The organism is Leifsonia sp. NPDC056824 (assembly GCF_042789575.1).
In the GTDB taxonomy this organism is placed as follows: domain Bacteria; phylum Actinomycetota; class Actinomycetes; order Actinomycetales; family Microbacteriaceae; genus Leifsonia.
Genome location: NZ_JBHUAV010000002.1, coordinates 672,318 through 694,647, shown reverse-complemented (window position 1 = coordinate 694,647; position 22,330 = coordinate 672,318). Strand labels below are relative to the sequence as shown.

At 70.2% G+C, this 22,330-nt stretch carries 25 protein-coding genes and 1 tRNA gene; 18 read left to right on the top strand and 8 right to left on the bottom strand.

All coding sequences use genetic code 11. The annotated features are described in order from the left end of the window. Positions 1-57: 57 nt before the first annotated feature. From ACFRFH_RS12890 to ACFRFH_RS12880, 3 genes are all read right to left on the bottom strand, one after another. A complete protein-coding gene (locus tag ACFRFH_RS12890) occupies positions 58-852 on the bottom strand; it encodes a nuclease-related domain-containing protein (protein ID WP_382463389.1) in 795 nt (264 codons plus the stop codon). Between the two features lie 64 nt (positions 853-916). Then, the gene (locus ACFRFH_RS12885) at positions 917-1,105 is read right to left on the bottom strand and encodes a hypothetical protein (protein ID WP_382463388.1); all 189 of its coding nucleotides are present in this window, start codon (positions 1,103-1,105) and stop codon (positions 917-919) included. A 30-nt stretch (positions 1,106-1,135) separates the two neighbouring features. Beyond that, the gene (locus ACFRFH_RS12880; protein ID WP_382463387.1) at positions 1,136-1,384 is read right to left on the bottom strand and encodes an SCO4226 family nickel-binding protein; all 249 of its coding nucleotides are present in this window, start codon (positions 1,382-1,384) and stop codon (positions 1,136-1,138) included. Between the two features lie 135 nt (positions 1,385-1,519). Here ACFRFH_RS12880 and ACFRFH_RS12875 point away from each other — a divergent pair, with 135 nt between their 5' ends. Beyond that, the gene (locus ACFRFH_RS12875; RefSeq protein WP_382463386.1) at positions 1,520-4,336 is read left to right on the top strand and encodes a LuxR C-terminal-related transcriptional regulator; all 2,817 of its coding nucleotides are present in this window, start codon (positions 1,520-1,522) and stop codon (positions 4,334-4,336) included. Positions 4,337-4,370: 34 nt separating this feature from the next. Next, the gene (locus ACFRFH_RS12870) at positions 4,371-4,634 is read left to right on the top strand and encodes a hypothetical protein (protein ID WP_382463385.1); all 264 of its coding nucleotides are present in this window, start codon (positions 4,371-4,373) and stop codon (positions 4,632-4,634) included. On the opposite strand, the gene ACFRFH_RS12865 is transcribed toward ACFRFH_RS12870, so the two are convergent. Further along, positions 4,622-6,022: a cryptochrome/photolyase family protein gene (locus tag ACFRFH_RS12865; protein ID WP_382463384.1), complete on the bottom strand. Its 1,401-nt coding sequence runs from the start codon at positions 6,020-6,022 to the stop codon at positions 4,622-4,624. The genes ACFRFH_RS12870 and ACFRFH_RS12865 overlap by 13 nt on opposite strands. Next, positions 6,019-6,657, bottom strand: coding sequence for an MBL fold metallo-hydrolase (locus ACFRFH_RS12860; protein ID WP_382463383.1), 639 nt, complete (start codon positions 6,655-6,657; stop codon positions 6,019-6,021). Before ACFRFH_RS12860 ends, ACFRFH_RS12865 begins: the two co-directional genes overlap by 4 nt. 88 nt (positions 6,658-6,745) lie before the next feature. Here ACFRFH_RS12860 and ACFRFH_RS12855 point away from each other — a divergent pair, with 88 nt between their 5' ends. Both ACFRFH_RS12855 and ACFRFH_RS12850 read left to right on the top strand, forming a co-directional pair. Beyond that, positions 6,746-7,660 carry a diacylglycerol kinase family protein gene (locus ACFRFH_RS12855; protein WP_382463382.1) on the top strand — a complete coding sequence of 305 codons (915 nt, stop codon included), beginning with the start codon at positions 6,746-6,748 and terminating at the stop codon, positions 7,658-7,660. Positions 7,661-7,740: 80 nt separating this feature from the next. After that, positions 7,741-7,816 (top strand) — tRNA-Glu (locus ACFRFH_RS12850). Positions 7,817-7,917: 101 nt separating this feature from the next. Here the strand turns inward: ACFRFH_RS12850 and ACFRFH_RS12845 are convergent. Both ACFRFH_RS12845 and ACFRFH_RS12840 read right to left on the bottom strand, forming a co-directional pair. Further along, positions 7,918-8,622, bottom strand: a complete 705-nt coding sequence (locus ACFRFH_RS12845) for a hypothetical protein (protein WP_382463381.1) — start codon at positions 8,620-8,622, stop codon at positions 7,918-7,920. Positions 8,623-8,633: 11 nt separating this feature from the next. After that, positions 8,634-9,287, bottom strand: a complete 654-nt coding sequence (locus ACFRFH_RS12840; protein WP_382463380.1) for a hypothetical protein — start codon at positions 9,285-9,287, stop codon at positions 8,634-8,636. Positions 9,288-9,496: 209 nt separating this feature from the next. On the opposite strand from ACFRFH_RS12840, the gene ACFRFH_RS12835 reads away from it, so the two are divergent. The 5 genes from ACFRFH_RS12835 to ACFRFH_RS12815 all read left to right on the top strand — a co-directional run bounded on the left by ACFRFH_RS12835 (position 9,497) and on the right by ACFRFH_RS12815 (position 13,033). Further along, positions 9,497-10,447 carry a TetR/AcrR family transcriptional regulator gene (locus ACFRFH_RS12835; RefSeq protein ID WP_382463379.1) on the top strand — a complete coding sequence of 317 codons (951 nt, stop codon included), beginning with the start codon at positions 9,497-9,499 and terminating at the stop codon, positions 10,445-10,447. A gap of 304 nt (positions 10,448-10,751) precedes the next feature. Then, positions 10,752-10,988, top strand: a complete 237-nt coding sequence (locus ACFRFH_RS12830) for a hypothetical protein (protein ID WP_382463378.1) — start codon at positions 10,752-10,754, stop codon at positions 10,986-10,988. Positions 10,989-11,046: 58 nt separating this feature from the next. Continuing rightward, entirely contained in the window at positions 11,047-11,850 is an 804-nt protein-coding gene (locus ACFRFH_RS12825) for an MBL fold metallo-hydrolase (RefSeq protein ID WP_382463377.1), read from the top strand. Positions 11,851-11,887: 37 nt separating this feature from the next. After that, positions 11,888-12,739 (top strand): hypothetical protein, encoded by an 852-nt coding sequence (locus ACFRFH_RS12820; protein WP_382463376.1) that lies wholly within the window; start codon positions 11,888-11,890, stop codon positions 12,737-12,739. Between the two features lie 51 nt (positions 12,740-12,790). Further along, complete coding sequence (locus ACFRFH_RS12815; RefSeq protein WP_382463375.1) at positions 12,791-13,033, top strand: hypothetical protein; 243 nt, start codon at positions 12,791-12,793, stop codon at positions 13,031-13,033. Positions 13,034-13,049: 16 nt separating this feature from the next. Here the strand turns inward: ACFRFH_RS12815 and ACFRFH_RS12810 are convergent, their stop codons facing one another. Beyond that, a complete protein-coding gene (locus ACFRFH_RS12810; RefSeq protein ID WP_382463374.1) occupies positions 13,050-13,262 on the bottom strand; it encodes a KTSC domain-containing protein in 213 nt (70 codons plus the stop codon). Between the two features lie 181 nt (positions 13,263-13,443). On the opposite strand from ACFRFH_RS12810, the gene ACFRFH_RS12805 reads away from it, so the two are divergent. The 9 genes from ACFRFH_RS12805 to ACFRFH_RS12765 all read left to right on the top strand — a co-directional run bounded on the left by ACFRFH_RS12805 (position 13,444) and on the right by ACFRFH_RS12765 (position 22,188). Next, on the top strand, positions 13,444-14,514 hold the full coding sequence (locus ACFRFH_RS12805) for a TerC family protein (RefSeq protein WP_382463373.1): 1,071 nt from the start codon (positions 13,444-13,446) through the stop codon (positions 14,512-14,514). Next, positions 14,511-15,251, top strand: coding sequence for a PP2C family protein-serine/threonine phosphatase (locus ACFRFH_RS12800; protein ID WP_382463372.1), 741 nt, complete (start codon positions 14,511-14,513; stop codon positions 15,249-15,251). Before ACFRFH_RS12805 ends, ACFRFH_RS12800 begins: the two co-directional genes overlap by 4 nt. 166 nt (positions 15,252-15,417) lie before the next feature. Beyond that, positions 15,418-16,878, top strand: coding sequence for a 3-isopropylmalate dehydratase large subunit (gene leuC / locus ACFRFH_RS12795; RefSeq protein ID WP_382463371.1), 1,461 nt, complete (start codon positions 15,418-15,420; stop codon positions 16,876-16,878). Further along, the gene (gene leuD, locus ACFRFH_RS12790) at positions 16,878-17,477 is read left to right on the top strand and encodes a 3-isopropylmalate dehydratase small subunit (protein WP_382463370.1); all 600 of its coding nucleotides are present in this window, start codon (positions 16,878-16,880) and stop codon (positions 17,475-17,477) included. The genes leuC and leuD overlap by 1 nt, the downstream gene beginning before the upstream one ends. Beyond that, complete coding sequence (murA, locus tag ACFRFH_RS12785; RefSeq protein WP_382463369.1) at positions 17,474-18,844, top strand: UDP-N-acetylglucosamine 1-carboxyvinyltransferase; 1,371 nt, start codon at positions 17,474-17,476, stop codon at positions 18,842-18,844. The genes leuD and murA overlap by 4 nt, the downstream gene beginning before the upstream one ends. Positions 18,845-18,924: 80 nt before the next feature. Next, the gene (locus tag ACFRFH_RS12780) at positions 18,925-19,080 is read left to right on the top strand and encodes a hypothetical protein (protein ID WP_382463368.1); all 156 of its coding nucleotides are present in this window, start codon (positions 18,925-18,927) and stop codon (positions 19,078-19,080) included. A 172-nt stretch (positions 19,081-19,252) separates the two neighbouring features. After that, positions 19,253-20,047 (top strand): lysophospholipid acyltransferase family protein, encoded by a 795-nt coding sequence (locus ACFRFH_RS12775; protein WP_382463367.1) that lies wholly within the window; start codon positions 19,253-19,255, stop codon positions 20,045-20,047. Continuing rightward, positions 20,040-21,197, top strand: a complete 1,158-nt coding sequence (locus tag ACFRFH_RS12770) for an NAD(P)H-dependent glycerol-3-phosphate dehydrogenase (protein ID WP_382463366.1) — start codon at positions 20,040-20,042, stop codon at positions 21,195-21,197. Before ACFRFH_RS12775 ends, ACFRFH_RS12770 begins: the two co-directional genes overlap by 8 nt. Continuing rightward, positions 21,094-22,188 carry a D-alanine--D-alanine ligase family protein gene (locus tag ACFRFH_RS12765; RefSeq protein ID WP_382463365.1) on the top strand — a complete coding sequence of 365 codons (1,095 nt, stop codon included), beginning with the start codon at positions 21,094-21,096 and terminating at the stop codon, positions 22,186-22,188. The genes ACFRFH_RS12770 and ACFRFH_RS12765 overlap by 104 nt, the downstream gene beginning before the upstream one ends. Positions 22,189-22,330 lie beyond the last annotated feature (142 nt).

Sequence of the window (22,330 nt, the reverse complement as noted above, 5' to 3'; positions counted from 1 at the left end):
GCACGTAAACGCCCCTAAAACGCGGTTTTAGGGGCGTTTACGTGCCCCTCGGCGGAGTCAGTGGGGGAGTAGCGGCAGGGCGACGGCGACCGCGGCTAGCGCGACCGCGAGCACCCAGCCGAAGCGCACGAGCTGCGCGCTCCTGACCTCGCGCTCGATGACCGCGAACCGCTCCAGCGTGTCGGCGGACGGGTCCACCGGGCGCCACGTCGCCGGGTCGTCGAACAGCCGGGCCACGTCGGCGATCGTGGCGGCGTCCAGCACGGCCGGGCGCCGGGTCAGCCACCGGACGAGCTGCTCCGCGCGCAGCACGAGGACCCGGCGCGGCTGCTGCCGCACCGTGACCTCCTTGGTCCCGACGAGCGCGACCACGGCCGTCACCGGCGCCGCGATGCCCGCCTGCGCGAGCACGCCGCGCACGCGGGAGGCCTCCAGGTCGGAGTTGCGCAGGTAGGGCTGCTTCTGACCGGCGACCAGCACCGCGCGCTCGCCCACCCACACGCGCTGGCCGCGGTGGTGCTTCGTGTTGACGACGAACACGCCGGCCGGGCCGACCACGATGTGGTCGACGTCGGACACGGCGCCGGACGCGTCGGGGCGCGTCCCGACCGGGATGGCGTGGAAGGTGCTCCAGCCCTCCGGCAGCCGGTCGAGCAGTGCGCCCACCTCGCGCTCGCCGAGCGCGCCCGCGAACCAGGGTGCGGTGTCCGCGCCGATCGGCCGGGCGCCGAGAGCGCGCGCGAGGGCGGACCGCGGCGGCGTCTGGGTGTGCAGGCGCACCACCTGCTCCATCACCGCGGCGCCTGCGGCGCGGTCGCGCATGCGCGTCGAGCGCCGTCCGTCGTCGTTCATCCCCGCCAGCGTACGGACGCGCGGGAGGCCTCCCCAGTCCCCAGTAAGGGACGACCGCAGCGGCCTACCCCTGGCCGGGTGCCCCCTCGCTGTGGGGCAGCTCCTCGTCCGGCAGCCGCTCCTCCAGCGAGTCGTTGCGGCTCTCGATCTCCTCCAGTGCGTCCTCCGGCGTGTCCCCGAGGCCGGAGACCCTGTCGCGGAGCTCGTGTTCCCGGGACTCGGGGGGCTCCGGCGTGTCCTGTCGATCCGTCATGCGCCGCACTCTACGCCGGGCCGGCCCGCGTCAGACCACGATGTCGACGGCGTAGACCTGATCCGTGGGATGCCCGGTCTTCTCGTGCACGCGCATCACCGCCTCCTTCGACGGCCCGGTCGACAGGCAGAACACCTTGCCGCTCTCCGGGTCGAGCCAGGCGGTCTCGAAGTGCACGCCCTCCTCGCCCTCGACCGCCAGGTCGGCGGCGTGGGCCTCGGCGAGCTGCTCCTCGGTGACACCGACGAATCCGTCGTGGATGTCCATGAATCGTGCCATGATCGGCTCCTTCTCCTCGTGCGCGAGGGGTCCTCCCCGCGACGGTCCGAGTCTGCTCGGGCGGGCGCGGCCGTGGCATCGGTCATCCGACCGATCCCGGTGCGGCACCCGTTCGCGCGGCGCTATGCTTCGCGCATGGATGCGGCGCCGGCATCGTTCCGGGGCGCCGAACGTGTGTGCCCGGTGTTCGTGGGCAGGGAGGACCTGCTCGCGCTGGCGCGCCGTCGGCTGGCCGCCGCGCTGGAGGGCCGGGGCGGCCTGCTGCTCATCGCGGGCGAGGCCGGCATCGGCAAGTCGCGGCTGATGGAGGAGGTCGTCGCGCTCAGCGCCGCGCGGCGGGTGCACGCCGACGCGTACGCCGACGACCGCGAGACGCCGGGGATGCTGCTCCTCGGCGTCGCCGCGTCGCTCGCGGAGGCCGGGGACGGGCCGGCGGCCGAGCGGATCAGGGGACTGGTGCTGCGCGGCGACCCGGCCGACGGCGCCGATCCCGCCACGCGCTCGACCCGCCGCCGCCTCCTCGTCGCCGAGCTGGCCGCCACCCTCGCCACAGGGCTCACGCTGCCGACGATCCTCGCGCTGGAGGACGTGCACTGGGCCGACCAGCTCGGCCTCGACGTCCTCCGCCGGGTCGCGGTCGCCGTGCGCGAGCGGCCGAGCCTCCTGGTGGCGACTTTCCGCACCGAGGACCCGGAGGTCGCGGCCGAGGCGACCGCGTGGCGGCTCGACCTGGTCGGTCACCGGCTGGCGGAGGAGGTGCGGCCCTCGCGCCTCGGCAGCGACGGGGTCGCGCGCATGGTCGCCGCCATCCGCGGCGCCGAGCCGTCCGCGGAGCAGGCTGAACGGCTGCACGCGGTGAGCGACGGCATCCCGCTGCACGTCGAGGAGCTGCTCGCCGAGGGTTCCGACGGCGCCCCGGAGACCGTCGCCTCGGCCGTGCTGTCCCGCACACGCACCCTGGCCCCGGCGTCGTCCGCGGTGCTGGAGGCGGCCGCGGTGATCGGGCGCGAGTGCGACGTCCGGCTGCTGACCGTGGTCGTCGGCGACGAGTGGGACCGCGCCGCGCGGGAGGCGGCCCTCGACGACCTCGTGGCGCAGCACCTCCTGGTCCGCGCGGCGACCGGCACCTACGGTTTCCGGCACGCGCTCATCCGGGACGCGGTGTACTCCGCCGTGCCGTCGGCCCGTCGGCGCATCCTGCACGGGCGCGTCGTCGACGCCGGCGCCGGCCTGTCCGACGCGCAGCTCTCGCTGCACGCCGAGCGGGCCGGGCGTGCGCGGGAGGCCTACGCCCTCGCCCGGCGCGCGGCCGAACGGGCGTCCACGCTCTCCGCGCATCGCGAGGCCGCCGACCTCTATCGCCGCGCACAGCGGACGATGCCGCTCGCCGTGGCCGGCGGTGACCGCGCGGACGTGCTGCGCCGGCTGGGCGCCGAGCTCGCCGCCGTCGACGCCAACCGGGAGGCGGAGGCCGAGCTCGCGCGGGCCATCGACCTGTACCGCGCCGCCGGTCTCGCGCGGGAGGCCGCCGCCGTCGTGCCGGCGCTCGTCGCCGCGCGGCACCTGCTCGGAGCCGATTACCCGTCGCGGGTGGCCGACCTCCGTGCCGCCCTCGGCTGGATCGACGGCGACGACGACGCGGAGGCCGCCCAGGTGCGCGGCCGCCTCCTCGCCGCGCTGGCCGCCGCCGCCATGCTCGAGCGGCGGCTGGACGATTCACGCAGGGTCGCCCTGGAGGCGCGGGCGCTCCTGACTGCGGAGAGCGACCGGATCGGCCTCGACGCCACGCTCGGCTCCGTCCTGGTGTTCGCGGGCGAGGGCGAGCCGGCCTGGGACCTGCTGCGCGGCGCGGCGGAGCAGGGCGCGGCGCACGGCAGGGAGGAGGCGGCGGCCCGGGCGTACCGCATGCTCGGCTCGAGCGCGTCGGTGCTCCTGCAGTACGGCCGCGGGTCCGAGTGGCTGGCCGACGGCATCGCCTACGCCGAGCGCATCGAGCGCTGGAACGACGCGCACTACCTCACCGCGCACCTGGCGCACGTCCGCTGGGCAGGCGGAGACCTCCACGCAGCGGCCGAGCTCGCCGGTCACGCCCTCGCCGACGGCCGGGGCGGCATCACCACGGAGGTGACCGCGCTGCACGTCCTCGGCTACTGCGCGCTGTCGTCCGGCGACCTCGCCCGCGCCGGGGAGCTGCTGCGCCGTGCGGAGGCGATCGGCGAGCGGATGCAGGAGCTGCAGCGGCTGTCGCCCGCGCTGTGGGGGCTGGCCGAGACGGCGCTGCTCGCGGACGACCCGGCCGCCGCCGTCGGCTACTGCGAGCGCGGCGCGGCTGAGTCGCACCGTGTCGAGGACTCCGCCTACGCGTTCCCGTTCGCGGTCACCGGCGTGCGGGCGCACCTGGCGGCAGGCGACGTCGCCGCGGCGCGGTCGTGGCTGGAGCGGGTGGGCGTCCTGGTCGAGCGGCGGCGCATCCCGGGGACCGAGTTCGCGCTCCAGCACGCCGCCGGTGTCCTCGCGCTGCGCGAGCGGCGTCCCTCCGACGCGAAAGAGCTGCTGGAGTCGGCCTCCGCCGGCTGGGACGCGCTGGGCCGCTGGTGGGAGGGCACGCAGGCCATCCTGGACCGCGCCGAGTGCGCGCGCCGCACCCGCAGCCCCGCGGAGGCCGCCGCCCTCGTCGCCGAGGCGCGGACGCGGGCGCACGGGACGGTCCTGGAGCGCCGGGCCGACGAGCTGGCCGCCCGGCTGGCCGAGGGCGTCGAGCCGTCGACGCTCAGCGCGCGGGAGGAGGAGGTCGCCGCGCAGATCGCCGGCGGCGCGACCAACCGGGAGATCGCGGCCGCCCTCCACATCGCCCCGAAGACCGTGTCGACGCACGTCGAGCACATCCTCGCCAAGCTCGGCGCGTCGCGTCGCTCCGAGATCGCGGCCTGGGCGGCCGGGCGCAGGGCTTGACGGACGTCGTGCCCGCCGGTCTACCATGCGGCACATGAGCCAGATCGAGACCGGGATCGTCTCCTACACGCTGTCCTCCGACTACTACGCGCAGGTCGGCGCCGACTTCGACACCGAGGCGGTGGACGATGCCATCCTGGCGGAGCTGAACCGCAAACTGCCAGCGGGGATCGTCGTCGAGCGCAGCGGGAAGGTGCTGGCCGACGAGGAGCTGACCGACGTCGCGCGCGGGCTGGACTGGCCGGCTCTGCTGCAGCAGATCGACGTGGACCAGATCCTCGCCGATCACGCGCGCTGAGCGCTCTTGACGGTCTCGTAGGCCGCGAGCGCCGCCCGCCGCGACTCGGGGAGGTCGACGACCGGCTCGGGATACTCGGCCGTGTCCCACTCCGGCACCCAGCGCCGCACGTAGTCGCCGTGCCGGTCGAACTTCGTGCGCTGCAACTCGGGGTTGAACACGCGGAAGTAGGGCGCGGCGTCCGCGCCTGAGCCGGCGACCCACTGCCAGTTGAACGGGTTGCTCGCGGGGTCGGCGTCCACCAGCGTGTCCCAGAACCACTGCTCGCCGCGCCGCCAGTCGATCAGCAGGTTCTTGGTGAGGAAGGATGCGACGACCATGCGCACCCGGTTGTGCATGGATCCGGTTGTCCACAGTTCTCGCATCCCGGCATCAACGAGGGGGACGCCGGTGCGACCCTGTTGCCACGCCGTCAGCACGGACGGGTGCAGGCGCGGCCAGGGGAAGGAGTCGTACTCGCGATGGATGTTGACGGTGGCGAGGTCGGGGTGCTCGAAGAGCGTGTGGGAGGCGAACTCGCGCCAGCCGAGCTCGGCGAGGAAGGTGGCGGCGGCGTCGGCCAGGGCGCCGTCGTTCGTCCGTGCGTTTCGCGCGGCGCTGATCGTGTGCCAGACCTGGTGCGGGCTCAGCTCGCCCCAGCGCAGGCGCGGGGACAGCCGGGAGGTGCCGTCGACGCCCGGCACGTCCCGGTCTTCGCGGTACTGGGGGAGGGCACTGGTGGCGAACGCGTCGAGGGCATCGTGCGCTGCCGGCTCGCCCGGCTCCCAGGTGTCGCGGAGGCCGGCCGCCCAGTCCGGGTGGCTGGGCAGGAGGCCGAGTTCGTCGATCGCGAGGCCGTCGACGGTCGGGCCGTGCGCCAGCCGGGCCGGAGCGGCGAGCGGCTTGCGCGGCGGCGGGGCCGACAGGCACGCGCGCCAGAACGGCGTGAAGACGGAGAACGGCGTTCCGGAGCCGGTGCGGATGGTCCACGGCTCGAAGAGCAGGCTCGCGCCGAAGCTCTCGGCCTCGATCCCGGCCTCCCGTGCCGCGGTCTTCACGGCGGTGTCGATCCGCCGCTCCGGGCCGCCGTAGCGGCGGTTCCAGAACACGGCGGCGGCATCCACGTCGGTCAGGAGAGCGCCGATCGTCGGCTCCGCCTGGCCGCGGAGGACGACGAGGCGTGAGCCGCGCTCGCGCAGGTCGGCGTCGAGGGAGGTGAGGCTGTGGTGCAGCCACCACCGGGCCGCGCCGCCGGGCGGCCGCAGGCCAGGGGACTGCTCGTCCCAGACGAAGACGCAGACGACGGGGCGCCCGGTGCGTGCGGCGGCGTCGAGCGCCGGGTTGTCGGCGACGCGGAGGTCGTCGCGGAACCAGACGACGGCCGGGCGGGAGTCGGGGGCCGCGCTCACAGGTCGATCGAGTCGCCCGGCTCGAGCGCGAAGAACTCGCCGCCGTTCTGCTCGGTCGCCCAGGCGATCCGGCCGTTCGAGAGGTCCTTGCCCGCACGGGACAGCACCATCTCGTGGGTGGGGAAGCTGCGCTTCGGCTTCGTCGCGAGCACGTAGTCCATCGTCTCCGCCACCTTCATCCACGGCGCGCCCGCCGGCACCGCCAGCACATCCAGCTCGACGCCGTCCGGGATGACGAACGAGTCGCCCGCGTAGTAGAGCTCGTCGTTGACCAGCACGCCGAGGTTGTCGACCACCGGGATGCTCTCGTGGATGACGGCGTGCCGGCCGCCGAAGAAGCGGAGGGTGAACGGGCCTGCCTCCACCGTGTCGCCCGCGTGCACCACCGTGATGTCGAAGTCCGCGGCTGCCCTGGCGACACCCTCCGGGGCGAAGATCGGCGCCTCCGGGCTCAGCTCGAGCACGCGCTTGAGCTGCTCGGGCGTCCAGTGGTCGGCGTGCTCGTGCGTGATGACGACGGCCACGGTGTTCGCGGTGTCCGTCAGCGGCGAGGTGAAGCTGCCCGGGTCGATGAAGAGCTTCTTCCCGGACTCCTCCAGGAGCAGGGCGGCGTGTTCGAACTTCGTCAGTCTCATGGGTTCATCAAACCTCCACCGGGCGGTGCGCGCCAGGTCCGGCCGTGTCGCGCGCTCACGGACGGCGGCTATGCCATAGTCGTGGTCTATGCCTGTCTCCCCTCGGACCGTGGTCGTCGCGGTCAACCCGATGGCGTCCTTCGGGCGGCGCCGCGACGTCGGCCCGCGCGTCGTCGAGCGGCTGCGCGCCGCCGGCCACACGGTGATCCCGATGGACGAGGCCAACATCGAGCTGCTCCGCAGGGAGACCATCCGCGCCGTCGAGGCCGGCGCGGACGCGCTCGTGGTCGTCGGGGGAGACGGCATGGCGAACCTCGGCATCAACATCGTCGCCCAGACGGAGGTCCCGCTCGGGATCGTCCCGACCGGCACCGGCAACGACCTCGCCGACGGCCTCGGGATCCCGACCGACGACGCCGACGCGGCGACCGACCAGCTCCTCGAGGCGCTCGGACGCCCGCCGCGCACGATCGACGCCGGGCTGATCCGGCACGGCGAGCAGCACGGCGAGCTGAGCACTTGGTTCGGCTGCGTTCTCTCGGCGGGCTTCGACGCGACCGTGAACGAGCGCGCCAACCTGATGACGCGCCCGCGCGGCCGCAGCCGCTACGTCTTCGCGCTGCTCCGGGAGCTGGCCGTCCTGCACCCCCGCCCCTACCGCATCGTCGTGGACGGCGAGGAGATCGTCACGGAGGCGATGCTGGTCTCGGTCGCGAACAACCGCTCGCTCGGCGGCGGCATGCGCATCGTCCCGCACGCCGACCTCGGCGACGGCCGTTTCGACTTGTTCGTGGTGACGAAGATGTCCCGCCCGCGCTTCCTCCGGCTCTTCCCGAAGGTGTTCCGCGGCGAGCACACCGGCCTGCCCGAGGTCTCCTTCCGGAGCCTCAGCACGGTGCGGATCGAGGCCGAGGGCGTCGTCGCCTACGCCGATGGCGAGCGGATCGGCCCGCTCCCGGTGGAGGTCACCGTCGTCCCCGGCGCCCTCCGCGTCCTGGTCTGAGGGCCGCGACACTCCCGGGCTGACGGCCCCGTTTTGGCGGAGGGCCCCGATCTGTGGCATTATCGATGAGTTGCAAAGACGGCCCCATCGTCTAGCGGCCTAGGACGTCGCCCTCTCACGGCGGTAACGCGGGTTCAAATCCCGCTGGGGTCACCAACAGCCCGCTTTCCCGAAAACACTGGGGAGGCGGGCTTTTTTCATGCCCTGTGAACCGGTGTCGAGGAGCGGATGCGGGCGATCGGCGTCAGTGCGCGGGGCTAGGCGCTCCACGCCGCCGCAGCGGCCAGTCGCCGTAGGCCGTTCGCGTCATCGATGCTCACCGCCAGTGGGTCCGTGATCGCCGCGGAATAGGCCATGAACAGCTTGTTGCGCTCCTTGCGTCGGAGTCCGTCCCCGACGCGGTCGGAGATTCTGATCATCGAGCAGAGCACGGCGAAATCCTGGAGATGCCGCTGACGCAACGGATCGTTGACGAGGCCATATGCGTACGCCTTGGCGATCAGCGCGCCTTGCAAGGTCGGGCGGAAGATCGTCGCGGTTTGGCCGCGAAGCGAAACCTCGAACGGCTCGGCGCGGTGGAGCACATTCTGTGCGCCGGGAGTCTCCAGAGTTGTGCCGCCGCGGACGCCGACCCGCCTCGCCCGCCCGCCGATGCCTTCGGGGAGCAGGATGTCGATCTGGCCGTGGTCCTGGTTCACCCAGCGGTGCTGGTGACCCCGCCAGTCTTGACCGTCCGGCTCGAATCCAGAGTCGACCAGAGCCTGAGTGAACTGCGTCATGATGTTCGGTTGTGCCCGAATGTCGAGGACGGCGTCCCCGTCGTCCGTGGGGCGAACGGGCTCCACCTCCCTCTCCCAGCACCACAGCTGGACCATCTGGCCGCCGACAAGGCACCACCCGCCAGGAACGCGACGTGCCACAGCGATGATCCCGCGCCACGAAGCTTCCTGCCGTGGAGTCATGGCCGGCAACTCTAGGGCCGCCACTGGACACCCTCCAGGAGTTCACGAGCGCGCCCGTCTTCGCGAGGACGGTTCCAGTCGATCAGATCTGCGATGACGAATCCGAGGGGGATGGGCGCAGCGGGCAGTTGCTCGACGACATGGAGGCGGATGTTCGGTGCGTCGGATTCGAGGAGGAGGTTGTCGTGCATGAATCCCTCGAGTGCGGCGGCTGCGACGTATCCCTCGAACTCTCGAGCCGACGAAAGGCCGGCCCGGGCGTCGCTGATGCCCGATGCGACGACTCGGTGGTCGGAGGAGACTTCCGCTATGTCGGCAGCGTTGGCGGCCACATCCACCACGCGGATTTGCCGAGAACGCAACCACGAGTGCAACAGGGGCAGGGGAGACGGATCGCTTCGAAGGCGGTCACGGTAGCGACTGAGGAAGTAGCGTTCCTGCGCGTCGAGCTCGACCTCTTCGCTGGACAGCGCCGCGATGATCAGGCGAGCCACCTTCGGGCTCAGCGGGCGGCTGATCGCCGGCCGGTGGCTGACCTCCAGCTGATCGATCGCCCAGGAGTGGCCGATGCGCCTCGCCTTGATCTGCCCGGAGTTGATGAGGGCGAGCGCGCGCTGTCGGGAGATCCCACGGGCCTCGGCGTATTCGGACACACTCAACTGCATTGAACAACTATAGTCGAATGACAATAGAAGTTCAATGGACCGAATTTCAATGACGATCCTTCAGCATCCCGGCAGGGTCCTGACAGTGAATGCGCAGCGAAATCCGCGGAAATCGGCTTTCGGTCAAGCGTTTGCATCATTCACCCTTTAACCCGGCCGCTCGCGGAGGGCGTGCGGCGAAGGCGCGAAAACGACCTGGGGGTCCGAGTATGACGTTGTCCAGTCCCGTGATCGAGGGGCGGAGTCCCGACGACGTCGCTCCGGTCACCGAACCACACGCCGCGGACGGCGGTCGCCGAGCCTATCCGATCGAGGTCGTGGTCAACGGGCGCACGCTTCGGGCGACCCGATCGATGGGGGAGATCTTCATCCGGACCGCGCGCATCAACGTCACGAGCGCGGGCTGCCCGCTGACCGTGCTCTCCCACGCCGACGGGGTCGAGCTGCTGCACATCACCGGCGCCACGCCCATCGTGGTCCGCGACCTCGAAGCCACCTCTTCACCCACGACCAGGAAAGGACCCACCATGGACGACCTCTCGGAGCGCATCGTCTCGGCCGCTTACGGACTCTTCGCGCACCGCGCCGTCCATGAGGTCACCCGCGAGCAGGTGCTGGTGGCCGCCGGGGTCACAGCGAAGGAGCTCGACGGCGAGTTCGCGTCGCTCGATGCTCTGGCCGAGGCGTGCCTGAAGCGGCGCGAGCGCGATTGGACCATCGGTCTGGTCCGCGCGGGCGTTCAGGCGCGCAGCGACCGGCCCGAGGAGCAGCTGCTGGCCATCTTCGACGTCTTCGACGAGTGGTTCCACCGCAGCGACTACGAGGCGTGCATGTTCGTCAACGTCCTGCTGGAGATGGGCAAGGATCACCCGTTGGGGCGGGCGAGCGTCGAGCACCTCACGTACATCCGCGGCCTGGTGTCGGGTCTCGCGGCGGATGCCGGCCTGGCCGAGCCGGAGGAGTTCGCCTACTCCTGGCACATTCTGATGAAGGGCGCGATCATCAACGCCGTGGAGGGCGACGGAGCCGCGGCGAGGCGGGCGCAGGCGATGGGGCGCTCACTCATCGCCCGGCATCGCCTGGCCGCGGAGGAGGGGCATGAAGCGGAGGCACACGAGGCGGCGGCGCACCAGCTGGACCCGCGCTGGGCGGTCGGCTGAGCGACGGCGGCTAGAACCACCTGTCGACGCTTGAAAGCCGCGGCGGAGCGAACTTAAACTGGGGAGTGCGTCCACGAGACGCCGTAGTTCTCCCTCCCCATCCCGTCGCCGCTGCCGACCGCGCGGCGTCCTGTGGGATTCCGTCATTCGCGCCCACCATCGCCGTTGCGACGAGACGCCTCGAGTCTCTGGCAGATGAATCGTCATGCACACCACACTGAAGGCGGCGGCAGGAAGTCCCCGCCACTACACCCTCGCCCGGGCTGGGCGAACGCCGACATCCGTCGCCGGCGGAGCGCATCGGATGATCCGCATGATCGGTGCGGACGACACCATCGTGAGCGTCGTCCTCGACGTGAGCCGGCTCCGCGCGGAGACCGACGAGATCAGGCTCGGCGGGTCGGTCATCGGCTACGTCACCCGGGCCGAGCACTGCTTCATCGCGTCCACGAGCCCGCGGCCCGGCCCCACTCGCACGACCGGCACCTTCGACCTGTGGGACCAAGCCGCCGCCGAGCTGCTCCTCCAACGGCACGATTGAGCTCGTCCGGCGCCGGCCCCCGCACGCGGCGACGGTCGTCTCTGCTACCGTCGCCACCATGCTGAGTCCGGTCGCCGAGGGCGTGCGCGTCCACCAGAGCGAGTTCTGCCAGACCAACACCGTCGTGGTCGACGGGGACGCCGGTGCGCTGCTGGTCGATCCCGGCATCCTCGACGCCGAGCTGGGCGACATCGCGGCCGACCTGCGTGCGTCCGGCACGCCGGTCGCGGCCGGGTTCGCCACGCATCCGCACTGGGATCATGTGCTCTGGCATCCCGCGTTCGGCACGGCGCCCCGCTTCGCGACGGCGCGTGCCGCCGGGGCGATCGAGGCCTTCCTCGCGAACGCGGCGTGGCGGGAGCGGGTCGCCCCGATGATCCCGGCCGACATCGCCGATCGCGTGCCGCTCACCCTCTTCGGCGAGCTCACCGGCCTTCCGGACGGCGCCGAGTGGGTCCCGTGGGACGGCCCGCGCGTCCGCGTCGTCGAACACCGGGCCCACGCGACAGGCCACGCGGCGCTGCTGCTCGAGGAGGGCGGCGTCCTCGTCGCCGGAGACCTCCTGTCGGACGTGCTGGTGCCGCTGGTCGACCACAGCGCGGACGACCCGATCGAGGACTACCTCGCCGCCCTGACGCTCATCGAGAGCATCGCCGACGGCGTCCGGGTCGTCGTCCCCGGCCACGGGTCGGTCACCGGAGCCGACGGCCTCCACGAGCGCATCGAACTCGACCGCGCCTACCTTCGCGCTCTCCGCGCCGGCGAGCACCCGGCGGACGACCCGCGGCTCGGGCCGGACGCCGTCTACGACTGGGTGGCAGGCGTGCACGAGCGGCAGGCGGGGCTGCTGGCGCGGCGGTGAGTGCAGCGATGTCGGTCCTCGTAGATACGCTCGACGCATGACTCAGCCCGTGTTCCCGCTCTACGAGCTGACTCCGCTGGGTACGAACGCGTTGAAGAGGTTGGGCAAGAGAATTGGTGCGCGCGAGACCCTTTGCCCCGACGAGCAAGACCTTTATCGTGCCTTCATCTCCGATGCTCAGACGCGGATGAATGCCATGCTCAGTGTGATCGGCGCCATACGCGATGGGGCAGCGGTGCGTTTGCCCCGACTGGAATCGGCGGAGATCGTGGGCAGAGTCAAAACTCTCTCTACTCTTGCAGACAAGTTGGAGCGCGATCCGACTCAGAAACTACCTTCCGTACACGACGTTGTGGGGATCCGAATTGTCGCGCCCATGTCGCGGTTGGAGCAAACGATCGTCGTGGACGCGCTATGCACAGTTTTCGATGACACCGTGCAGTGCACGAGACGGGCCGACGTAATCGACCGAATCGGGCAGCCGTCCTTCGGCTATCGGGCGACGCACATTGTCGTATGGCCGTCCGGTCGACCAATCGAGATTCAGGTCCGCACCGAACTCCAGCACGCATGGGCGCAGCAGATGGAGGCGTTTGGTGACGCATGGGGTCGCGAGGTGAGGTACGGTCATCCGATGAAAGGGTCACCGTCCCAAATTGAGGAGCGCGAGACGGTGCGCAAGGCCATGATGGCGATCTCAGACGCTATTTCGGCGCATGAAGAAAAGAACAAGCTTCTCGGAGCCGAGCACATCGCTTTTTCCTCTGAGGACTGGGATCCTCAGATCTCCACAGCGCTCGGCAAGTGGATTGAGAACAACCGTGAGTCTGCGAAGAGAGACGAAGGATTGCTCAAGGAGTTGCTAGGCTCTCTCAACGATGTCGTTTGACGCGACGGCCTCCGTACTGCAATTCAATCCGATTATGGGAAAGGCAAGCTGATGACCCAGTTCCTCATCGTGTTCAATCGCCTTACCCAGGAGGCGAGCATTCGGGAGTTCGCGTCCGATGACCAGGAACTGATCGTCAGCGAACGAATTGCTGCGGAGCTTGCGGCAGATTCGAACACCGAGGTCGCGATTCTTGCGGGTGCGAGCCGTGCTGATTTGGAGCGCACTCACGCTCGCTACTTCAAGAGCCGGTCTCAGATGATGGACGATTTCGGCCGCTTACTCGCCAGCTAACCCGGGCGGCCTCTCGTCAGGGCACCCATTCCTCCGGATACCGGTCCCGGATGCTCTCCGCGAAGTACCGCCCCGGCGACTCCGCGCCCCGCAGCTCCCGCCACACCCGCGGCGGCACCAGCAGATAGCGGTAGACCCCGCCCGAGCCGAACTCGATCTCCAGCACGGCTGAGCCAGCGTCGTAGCCCGCGGAGGCGATCGCTGTGCTGTCGAGCACCTCGCGTCGCATGGTGGGGACGATACCCGCCGACCCGGTAGACTGGGTGCTCGCGAAGGGGAGTATCCCGAAGAGGCCAGGCGGCCTCGCGCTGTGCACGTCATCACGGTCTGTTCGGGCCCGGGCACAGCGGCACGGATGTGCGGGAGAGACTTTCGGGTCCGTCCCGTACGCCCTTCGAAAGGTCCCTCCCGTGGAACTCGCCCTCCCGCTCTGGTTCGAGGTCGGCAGCTTCGTCGTCCTGCTGCTCATCCTCGCCTTCGACCTCCTGATCGTCTACAAGAGGCCGCACATCCCCAGCCCGCGGGAGTCCGCGCTGTGGGTGGCCTTCTACGTCGGCCTCGCGCTGATCTTCGCGCTGCTCATGCTGCTGATCGGCGACGCGGAGCACGCCGGCCAGTTCCTCGCCGGCTGGCTCACCGAGTACAGCCTGAGCATCGACAACCTGTTCGTGTTCGTGATCATCATGGGCAGGTTCGCGGTGCCCAGGAAGTACCAGCAGGAAGTGCTCATGGTGGGCATCATCCTGGCCCTGGTGTTCCGCGGGGTGTTCATCCTTCTCGGCGCCGGCCTCATCGCGAGCTTCAGCGCCATCTTCTACCTGTTCGGCGCCTTCCTGCTGTGGACGGCGTTCAACCAGGCGTTCGGGAAGCACGACGACGAGGGGACGAAGGACGGCCTGCTCATCCGCTTCGCGCGGCGCCGCCTGAAGGTCTCCGACCAGTACGAAGGCAACAAGCTGCGCACGACGGTCAACGGCCGGCGGATGTTCACGCCGCTGATCATCGTCTTCCTGGCGCTCGGCACCACCGACTTGCTGTTCGCGCTCGACTCCATCCCGGCGATCTTCGGCATCACGCAGAGCGCCTTCATCGTGTTCACCGCGAACGTCTTCGCCTTGATGGGGCTGCGCCAGCTCTACTTCCTGCTCGGGCACCTGCTCGAGAAGCTCGTCTACCTCAAATACGGGATCGCGTTCATCCTCGCGTTCATCGGCGTCAAGCTGGTCTTCCACGCCATGCACGAGAACACGCTGCCGTTCGTCAACGGCGGCCAGCCCATCGAATGGGCGCCCGACATCAGCACCTGGACCTCCCTCGCGGTGATCGTCGGTTCGATGGCGGTCGCGACCGTCGCTAGTCTGGTGAGGCTGCATGTGAGCGGCACCACCGTCGAGGACGCCATCCACGGGGATGACGCCCCGGCGACGACGACCGCAGAGGCCGCCCCGGCCGCCAACCCCCCGGAGGACCCACGCACATGACTTCCCGCGTCGAGGTGAGCGCCAGAAGCGACACCGGAGCGGTCAGGCAGATCAACGAGGACAGCTACCTCGCGCAGGACCCGGTGTTCGTGGTCGCGGACGGGATGGGCGGTCACGCGCGCGGCGACGCCGCGAGCCGGACGGCGATCGAGAGCCTCGCCCGCACCCTCCCGGCCGGCTCGACCCCGACGCCGGAGGAGGTCGTCGCGGCGATCGACGAGGCGAACGCCGCGGTGCGCGCGCTGTCCGACGCCGAGGAGACCGGCGCGGCCGTCGCGGGCACCACGCTCACGGGCGTCGTGCGGGTCCGCGTGCCGGAGCGGGCGGCGGAGGAGTGGATGGTCGTCAACGTCGGCGACTCCCGCGTCTACGCGTGGGACGAGCGCGAGCTCCGTCAGCTCTCCTCCGACCACTCCGCGGTGCAGGAGCTACTCGACGCCGGGCTGATCACGCCGGAGCAGGCGGCCGTGCATCCGGAGCGCAACGTGATCACCCGCGCGCTCGGCGCGGAGGACTTCGTGGACACCGACAGCGAGCTGCTGCCGCTCGACGACACCCGGACCTTCCTGGTCTGCTCCGACGGCCTCACCCGGGAGCTGAGCGACGAGACCATCGCCGACATCCTCGCCGGGGATCCCGCCGATCCGGCCGCCGTGCTCGTGGAGGCCGCCGTCGCGGCGGGCGGGCACGACAACGTCACGGTGCTCGTGGTGCGTCCAGTGGCGGACCGCGACTGACGGCCGCGAGCCGTCGGCCGTGTCCCCAACTCGGGTGATAATCTGAATCCGTGTTCGCGGGTCTGCTCCTCCTTAGCCGCCGCGGCGAGTCCTAATCCTCAGGCCACCCTCGCCGCGGAGTCCGTCGACGGCTGATCCGTATACGAAGCTCAAGGAGTACACCGAGATGACGACGCAGCACAGCCCGCTGACCCTGGCGGAGAAGGTGTGGCGCGACCACCTGGTCGTGAAAGGCGAGGACGGCACGCCCGACCTGATCTACATCGACCTCCACCTGGTCCACGAGGTCACCAGCCCGCAGGCGTTCGACGGCCTGCGCATGGCCGGCCGCCCGGTCCGCCGCCCCGACCTCACCATCGCGACAGAGGACCACAACACGCCGACCATCGGCATCGACCGGCCGATCGCCGACCTCACCAGCCGCACACAGATCGAGACGCTGCGCCGCAACGCCGAGGAGTTCGGCGTCCGGCTGCACTCGCTCGGCGACATCGAGCAGGGCATCGTGCACGTCGTCGGCCCGCAGCTCGGCCTCACCATGCCGGGCATCACGGTCGTCTGCGGCGACTCGCACACCTCCACGCACGGCGCGTTCGGCGCGATGGCGTTCGGGATCGGCACCAGCGAGGTCGAGCACGTCCTCGCCACGCAGACGCTGCCGCTCACCGCGTTCAAGACCATGGCCATCACCGTCGAGGGCGAGCTGCGCCCCGGCGTGACGGCGAAAGACATCATCCTCGCGGTCATCGCGAAGATCGGCACCGGCGGCGGCCAGGGCTACGTGCTCGAGTACCGCGGCAGCGCCATCCGCGCCCTCTCGATGGAGGGCCGCATGACGATCTGCAACATGTCGATCGAGGCCGGCGCCCGCGCCGGCATGGTCGCGCCCGACGAGACCACCTACGCGTACCTGAAGGGCCGTCCGCACGCGCCGGAGGGCGCCGACTGGGACGACGCCGTCGCCTACTGGAACACGCTCGCCACGGACGACGACGCGGTCTTCGACGCCGAGGTCTACCTCGACGCCGCCGAGATCGAGCCGTTCGTGACCTGGGGCACCAACCCCGGCCAGGGCGTCTCGCTGAGCGAGTCCGTCCCCGACCCGGCGGCGATCGCCGAGCCCAACGCCCGCGCCGCCGCCGAGCGCGCGCTGGAGTACATGGACCTGACGCCGGGCACGCCGATGAAGAGCATCCCGGTCGACGCCGTGTTCATGGGCTCCTGCACCAACAGCCGCATCGAGGACCTGCGGGCCTTCGCCTCCGTCATCAAGGGCCATAAGAAGGCCGACAACGTGCGCGTCATGGTCGTCCCTGGAAGCGCCCGCGTGCGCATCGAGGCCGAGGCCGAGGGCATCGACAAGATCGTCGAGGAGTTCGGCGCCGAGTGGCGGTTCGCCGGCTGCTCGATGTGCCTGGGCATGAACCCCGACCAGCTCGCGCCGGGGGAGCGCTGCGCCTCCACCTCGAACCGCAACTTCGAGGGCAGGCAGGGCAAGGGCGGCCGCACGCACCTGGTGTCGCCACTCGTCGCGGCGGCCACGGCCATCCGCGGCACGCTGTCGAGCCCGTGGGACCTGGAGCACGACGATATGGATACCCCGACTGGAGAGAAGGTGGGCGCCTGATGGAGAAGTTCGAGACCGTCACCGGTGTGGCCGTGCCGTTCCGCCGGTCCAACGTCGACACCGACCAGATCATCCCCGCCGTGTTCCTCAAGCGGGTCACCAAGACCGGGTTCGACGACGCGCTCTTCCACGAGTGGCGGAAAGATCCTGAGTTCATCCTCAACAAAGAGGCCTACCAGGGTGCGACCGTGCTCGTCGCCGGCCCCGACTTCGGCACGGGCTCGTCGCGCGAGCACGCCGTCTGGGCACTGCGCGACTACGGCTTCACGGTCGTCCTGAGCCCGCGCTTCGCGGACATCTTCCGGGGCAACTCGGGCAAGCAGGGCCTGCTCACGGGCATCATCTCCGAGGAGGACGCCGAGCGTCTCTGGGCGGCCATCGAGGCAAGCCCGGGAATAGCCGCGACCGTTGATCTGGTTGCCAAGACTGCGACCGTCGGTGAAGTCCAGGTGTCTTTCGACATCGACGACTACACTCGCTGGCGTTTGCTCGAAGGGTTGGACGACATCGCTCTGACCCTGCGCGACGAGGCGCGAATCTCCGAATACGAAGCCGCCCGCGCAAGCTGGCGGCCCAAGACACTCCCGGTGAAACTTTGAACTCACTTCTTCAGGACGCTCAGGCGGCAGGCGCGCACGTCGGTCTCACGGCCGACCGCATCACGATCAACGGCGGTCGCCCACTGCGGGGCCGCATCGAGGTGCGCGGAGCCAAGAACTTCGTCACCAAGGCGATGGTCGCAGCCATTCTGGGCGAGGGCCCGAGCGTGCTGCGGAACGTCCCGAATATCAGCGATGTCCGGGTCGTCCGCGGCCTCCTCGAGGTCCACGGCGTGAAGGTGACCGACGGTGCAGAGGAGGGCGAGCTCCTGCTCGACCCCAGCGCGGTCGAGACGGCCCACATGGCCGACATCGACGCGCACGCCGGCTCGAGCCGCATCCCGATCCTGTTCTGCGGTCCGCTGCTGCACCGGCTGGGCGAGGCGTTCATCCCCGACCTCGGCGGCTGCCGCATCGGCGACCGCCCGATCGACTACCACCTGGAGGTGCTGCGCAAGTTCGGCGCCGTGGTGGACAAGCTCCCGAGCGGCATCCGGATGACGGCCCCCGAGGGCCTGCACGGCGCCAAGCTGGAGCTGCCGTACCCGAGCGTCGGCGCGACCGAGCAGGTGCTGCTCACGGCCGTCCGGGCGGAGGGCATCACCGAGCTCAAAGGCGCGGCGATCGAGCCCGAGATCATGGACCTCATCAACGTCCTGCAGAAGATGGGTGCGATCATCTCGGTCGACACCGACCGCGTGATCCGCATCGAGGGCGTCGACAAGCTGGTCGGCTACAGCCACACCGCGCTGTTCGACCGCAACGAGGCCGCGAGCTGGGCCGCTGCGGCCCTCGCGACCAACGGCGACATCTACGTCGGCGGCGCCCGCCAGCCCGAGATGCTGACCTTCCTCAACGTCTTCCGCAAGGTCGGCGGCGCGTTCGAGATCCACGACGACGGCATCCGCTTCTTCCACCCCGGTGGACCGTTGAAGCCCGTCGTAATCGAGACCGACGTGCACCCCGGCTTCATGACCGACTGGCAGCAGCCGCTCGTGGTCGCGCTGACCAAGGCGGAGGGCGTGTCGATCGTCCACGAGACCGTGTACGAGCAGCGGTTCGGCTTCACCGACGCGCTCATCGACATGGGCGCCAGGATCCAGGTCCACAAGGAGTGCCTCGGCGGCCACGACTGCCGCTTCGGCCAGCGCAACTTCAACCACTCGGCGGTCATCATGGGCCCGGTGGAGCTGAAGGGCGCCGACGTGGAGATCCCGGACCTGCGCGGCGGCTTCAGCCACCTCATCGCCGCCCTGACGGCGGAGGGCCAGTCGACCGTCAGCAACGTCGGCATCATCAGCCGCGGGTACGAGAAGTTCATCACCAAGCTGGAGCTTCTCGGGGCGGACTTCGTCCTCGAGGGGTGAGGCCTGATTGCGGTCCGTGACCTGCAGATCACGCGAGCGCCATCATCGTGCCGGTCAAGGGTGATGAGGGAGTTGTCGTGATGAGCGATGGGACCGCGGACGCGGAACCGGCTGCGCAGACCGGGACGCCCGATACCTTGGCGGTGCTCGCCGGAAAGCGGCAATCGGTGCCGGTTGTCGACCCGCGGGAGCTGCGCGCGCAGATCGACGAGATCGTGGATCGGGGTCTCTGGTGAGCGCGGGAAGGGAGCATTCCGCCCGGGGGTTCGACACGCTCATCGCTGCAACCGCGATTTCGCGTGGCTTGGCGCTGCACACGGGCATCCGGGCCCTCGACCTCCGGCCTGTGGTGGCCGCGTTGTGATCAAGGCCCGCGATAATGGGATGGTGCCCCATCCCGATGAACCCGTGAACCCGCCTGCGTCCGAGCACTCCCAGAACTCCGGGCGCTCCGCCAAGCGCGAGCGCTCCGAGAAGAGCCGGCCCTCGATCTTCTGGGTGCTGGCCGGCCTGATCATCCCACTGGGGAGCCTGCTCGCCCGGTTCCGGATCAGCGACGGTCAGAAGCTGCCGCGGCACGGCGCGTACATCATCTCGCCGAACCACTACAGCGAGATCGACCCGGTGATGATCGGCATGGTGGTCTGGAAGCTGGGGAGGCTGCCGCGGTTCCTCGCCAAGGAGAGCCTGTTCCGCATCCCCGTGGCCGGCTGGTTCCTGCGCAAGTCCGGGCAGGTGCCGGTGGCGCGCGGCGGCTCGGGGCGCGGCGCCGCACCGTTGGCCGAGGCGCAGAAGATCGTCGACGACGGCAAGGTCGTCATCATCTACCCGGAGGGCTCGCTCACGCGCGACCCCGACATGTGGCCGATGCGCGGCAAGACCGGCGCGGCCCGTATGGCGCTGGAGCACGACCTCCCTGTCATCCCGATGGCGCACTGGGGCACCCAGCAGGTCATGGCGCGCTACGCGAAGAAGATCAGCTTCTTCCCGCGCAAGACCATCGCGGTCAAGGTCGGCGACCCGGTCGATCTGTCCGCGTTCAAGGGCCGCAGTCTCGACCAGGCGACCCTCACCGAGGCGACCGACGTGATCATGGCCGCGATCACCGCGCTGCTGGCGGACCTGCGCGGCGAGAAGGCGCCGGAGGCCCGCTGGGACCCGGCGGCGCACAACCAGAAGGAGACCGGCCGCTTCGATGGCTGACAGGAAAGGCCGGACGGCCGCACCACCGACCACTCCTCCCCGCCGCGTCGCCGTGCTCGGCGCCGGAAGCTGGGGGACGACTTTCGCGAAGATCCTGGCCGACGGCGGCAACGACGTCGTGCTGTGGGCCAGGCGCCCGGAGCTCGCGCGCGAGATCGACGAGGTGAAGCGCAACAGCGACTACCTGGAGGGCATCAACCTCCCACGCAACCTGCGCGCGACCTCCCACATCGGCGAGGCGATGCGCGGCGCCGAGCAGGTGTTCGTGTCCATTCCGAGCCAGACGCTGCGCTCCAACCTGGAGGCCTTCGCGCCGCACCTGGGCCCGGACACCATCCTCGTCAGCCTGATGAAGGGCGTCGAGAAGGGCACTGGCCTGCGGATGAGCGAGGTGATCGCGCAGGGCCTCCCGATCGACTCCGAGCGGATCGCCGTCGCCTCCGGCCCCAACTTGGCGCTGGAGATCGCGCGCGAGCAGCCGACCGCCGCCGTGGTGTCGTCGGTGAGCCTGGAGACCGCCCAGGCCGTGGCGATGGCCGCCACCAACCGCTACTTCCGCAGCTTCGTGAACACCGACGTCATCGGCACGGAGTTCGGCGGCGTCCTCAAGAACCTGATCGCGGTGGCCATCGGGATCGTGGACGGCGTCGGCTACGGCGAGAACACGAAGGCGTCGATCATCACGCGCGGACTGGTCGAGATGACCGACTTCGCCGTCGCCTACGGGGCGGAGGCCGTGACGCTGTCCGGGCTCGCCGGCCTCGGCGACCTGATCGCGACGTGCGAGTCGTCGCTCAGCCGCAACAACACCGCCGGGCGGCTGCTCGGCCAGGGCTACAGCTTCAACGACGTCGTGAAGCAGATGAACCAGACGGCGGAAGGGCTCGCCTCGGTCGCGCCCATCCTGCGCCTGGCGGAGGAGCGCGGCGTGGACATGCCGATCGTCCGCCAGGTGAGCCAGGTGCTCGCGGGCACGCTCGCCCCGAGGGACATCGCCCCGCACCTGACCACCGACGATGACGAACCCCAAGGAGAGAGGACAACGGATGACGGACAAGGTCGCAGTCGCACTTCTGTTTGGAGGTCGCTCAAGCGAGCATTCGATCAGCTGCGCGACGGCGGCGGGAGTGCTGGCGGCGATCGACCGTGAGCGCTACGACGTCATCCCTGTCGGCATCACCCACGAAGGCGCCTTCACGCTCCAGCCGGACGACGCCGCACGCTTCGCGCTGAACGCGGACGCCCTCCCGGAGGTGGAGGACAACGGCTCGCGCATCGTGTGGCCGGAGTCGTCGGCCTCCCGCGAGCTGGCCGTGGTCGCCGCCGACGGCATCCGCTCGTCGCTGGGTACGGTCGACGTGGTCTTCCCGATCCTGCACGGCCCGTGGGGCGAGGACGGCACCGTCCAGGGGATGCTCGACCTCGTCGGCCTCCCGTACGTCGGCAGCGGCGTGCTCGCGAGCGCGCTCGGGATGGACAAGCACTTCACCAAGACGGTGCTGCAGCAGGCGGGCATCCCCGTCGCGCCGTGGCAGACCGTGACGGCGTACCAGTGGGCGACCGACCGGGAGGCCGTGGCCAGCGAGGCGCAGCTGCTCGGGCTGCCGGCGTTCGTGAAGCCCGCGCGTGCGGGCTCCAGCGTCGGCGTGTCCAAGGTGACGTCGTGGGACGACCTCGGCGTGGCGGTCGACACCGCTCTCGCCGAGGACGATCGCGTGCTCATCGAGTCGGCGGTGGCCGGCCGTGAGGTGGAGATCGCCGTGCTGGGCGGCCGTCCCGGTCAGTCCGCGCGCGCCTCGGTCGCCGGCGAGATCGTCATCACCGGCCGCGACTTCTACGACTTCGCGGCCAAGTACCTGGACGCGCCGGGGATCGACCTGGTCTGCCCGGCCGACCTCGCCGACGCCGAGCTGGCCGAGATGCGCGACCTGGGCGTGCGGGCGTTCGACGCCATCGGCGCGGAGGGCCTGTCCCGGGTGGACTTCTTCCTCACCGAGGACGGTTTCGTGGTGAACGAGATCAACACGATGCCGGGCTTCACGCCGATCTCGATGTTCCCGCGCTGCTGGCAGGAGTCGGGCGTGACGTATCCCGACCTCATCGACGAACTCATCCAAGTCGCCCTCGCGCGCGCCGCATAGCGCCGCGTCGCGACGCGATTCGTGCCGAATGTCGCGTTCGGCGCGCGCAGAGCCGCGATTCGTGACGAATGTCGGCATCGCGATTCGTGCCGAATGTCGCGAATCGCGGCGGCATTCGCGACATTCGGCACGAATGTCGCGG

What these genes read in the sequence shown, in the direction of transcription:
- ACFRFH_RS12885 (WP_382463388.1), bottom strand. Translation starts at nt 1,105, where the DNA reads ATGACGGATCGACAGGACACGCCGGAGCCCCCCGAGTCCCGGGAACAC.
- ACFRFH_RS12880 (WP_382463387.1), bottom strand. Translation starts at nt 1,384, where the DNA reads ATGGCACGATTCATGGACATCCACGACGGATTCGTCGGTGTCACCGAG.
- leuC (WP_382463371.1), top strand. Translation starts at nt 15,418, where the DNA reads ATGACGACGCAGCACAGCCCGCTGACCCTGGCGGAGAAGGTGTGGCGC.
- ACFRFH_RS12800 (WP_382463372.1), top strand. Translation starts at nt 14,511, where the DNA reads ATGACTTCCCGCGTCGAGGTGAGCGCCAGAAGCGACACCGGAGCGGTC.
- ACFRFH_RS12815 (WP_382463375.1), top strand. Translation starts at nt 12,791, where the DNA reads ATGACCCAGTTCCTCATCGTGTTCAATCGCCTTACCCAGGAGGCGAGC.
- ACFRFH_RS12840 (WP_382463380.1), bottom strand. Translation starts at nt 9,287, where the DNA reads ATGCAGTTGAGTGTGTCCGAATACGCCGAGGCCCGTGGGATCTCCCGA.
- ACFRFH_RS12770 (WP_382463366.1), top strand. Translation starts at nt 20,040, where the DNA reads ATGGCTGACAGGAAAGGCCGGACGGCCGCACCACCGACCACTCCTCCC.
- ACFRFH_RS12855 (WP_382463382.1), top strand. Translation starts at nt 6,746, where the DNA reads ATGCCTGTCTCCCCTCGGACCGTGGTCGTCGCGGTCAACCCGATGGCG.
- ACFRFH_RS12825 (WP_382463377.1), top strand. Translation starts at nt 11,047, where the DNA reads ATGCTGAGTCCGGTCGCCGAGGGCGTGCGCGTCCACCAGAGCGAGTTC.
- ACFRFH_RS12765 (WP_382463365.1), top strand. Translation starts at nt 21,094, where the DNA reads ATGACGGACAAGGTCGCAGTCGCACTTCTGTTTGGAGGTCGCTCAAGC.
- ACFRFH_RS12780 (WP_382463368.1), top strand. Translation starts at nt 18,925, where the DNA reads ATGAGCGATGGGACCGCGGACGCGGAACCGGCTGCGCAGACCGGGACG.
- ACFRFH_RS12890 (WP_382463389.1), bottom strand. Translation starts at nt 852, where the DNA reads ATGAACGACGACGGACGGCGCTCGACGCGCATGCGCGACCGCGCCGCA.
- ACFRFH_RS12875 (WP_382463386.1), top strand. Translation starts at nt 1,520, where the DNA reads ATGGATGCGGCGCCGGCATCGTTCCGGGGCGCCGAACGTGTGTGCCCG.
- ACFRFH_RS12870 (WP_382463385.1), top strand. Translation starts at nt 4,371, where the DNA reads ATGAGCCAGATCGAGACCGGGATCGTCTCCTACACGCTGTCCTCCGAC.
- ACFRFH_RS12860 (WP_382463383.1), bottom strand. Translation starts at nt 6,657, where the DNA reads ATGAGACTGACGAAGTTCGAACACGCCGCCCTGCTCCTGGAGGAGTCC.
- ACFRFH_RS12835 (WP_382463379.1), top strand. Translation starts at nt 9,497, where the DNA reads ATGACGTTGTCCAGTCCCGTGATCGAGGGGCGGAGTCCCGACGACGTC.
- ACFRFH_RS12810 (WP_382463374.1), bottom strand. Translation starts at nt 13,262, where the DNA reads ATGCGACGCGAGGTGCTCGACAGCACAGCGATCGCCTCCGCGGGCTAC.
- ACFRFH_RS12830 (WP_382463378.1), top strand. Translation starts at nt 10,752, where the DNA reads ATGATCCGCATGATCGGTGCGGACGACACCATCGTGAGCGTCGTCCTC.
- ACFRFH_RS12845 (WP_382463381.1), bottom strand. Translation starts at nt 8,622, where the DNA reads ATGACTCCACGGCAGGAAGCTTCGTGGCGCGGGATCATCGCTGTGGCA.
- ACFRFH_RS12820 (WP_382463376.1), top strand. Translation starts at nt 11,888, where the DNA reads ATGACTCAGCCCGTGTTCCCGCTCTACGAGCTGACTCCGCTGGGTACG.
- leuD (WP_382463370.1), top strand. Translation starts at nt 16,878, where the DNA reads ATGGAGAAGTTCGAGACCGTCACCGGTGTGGCCGTGCCGTTCCGCCGG.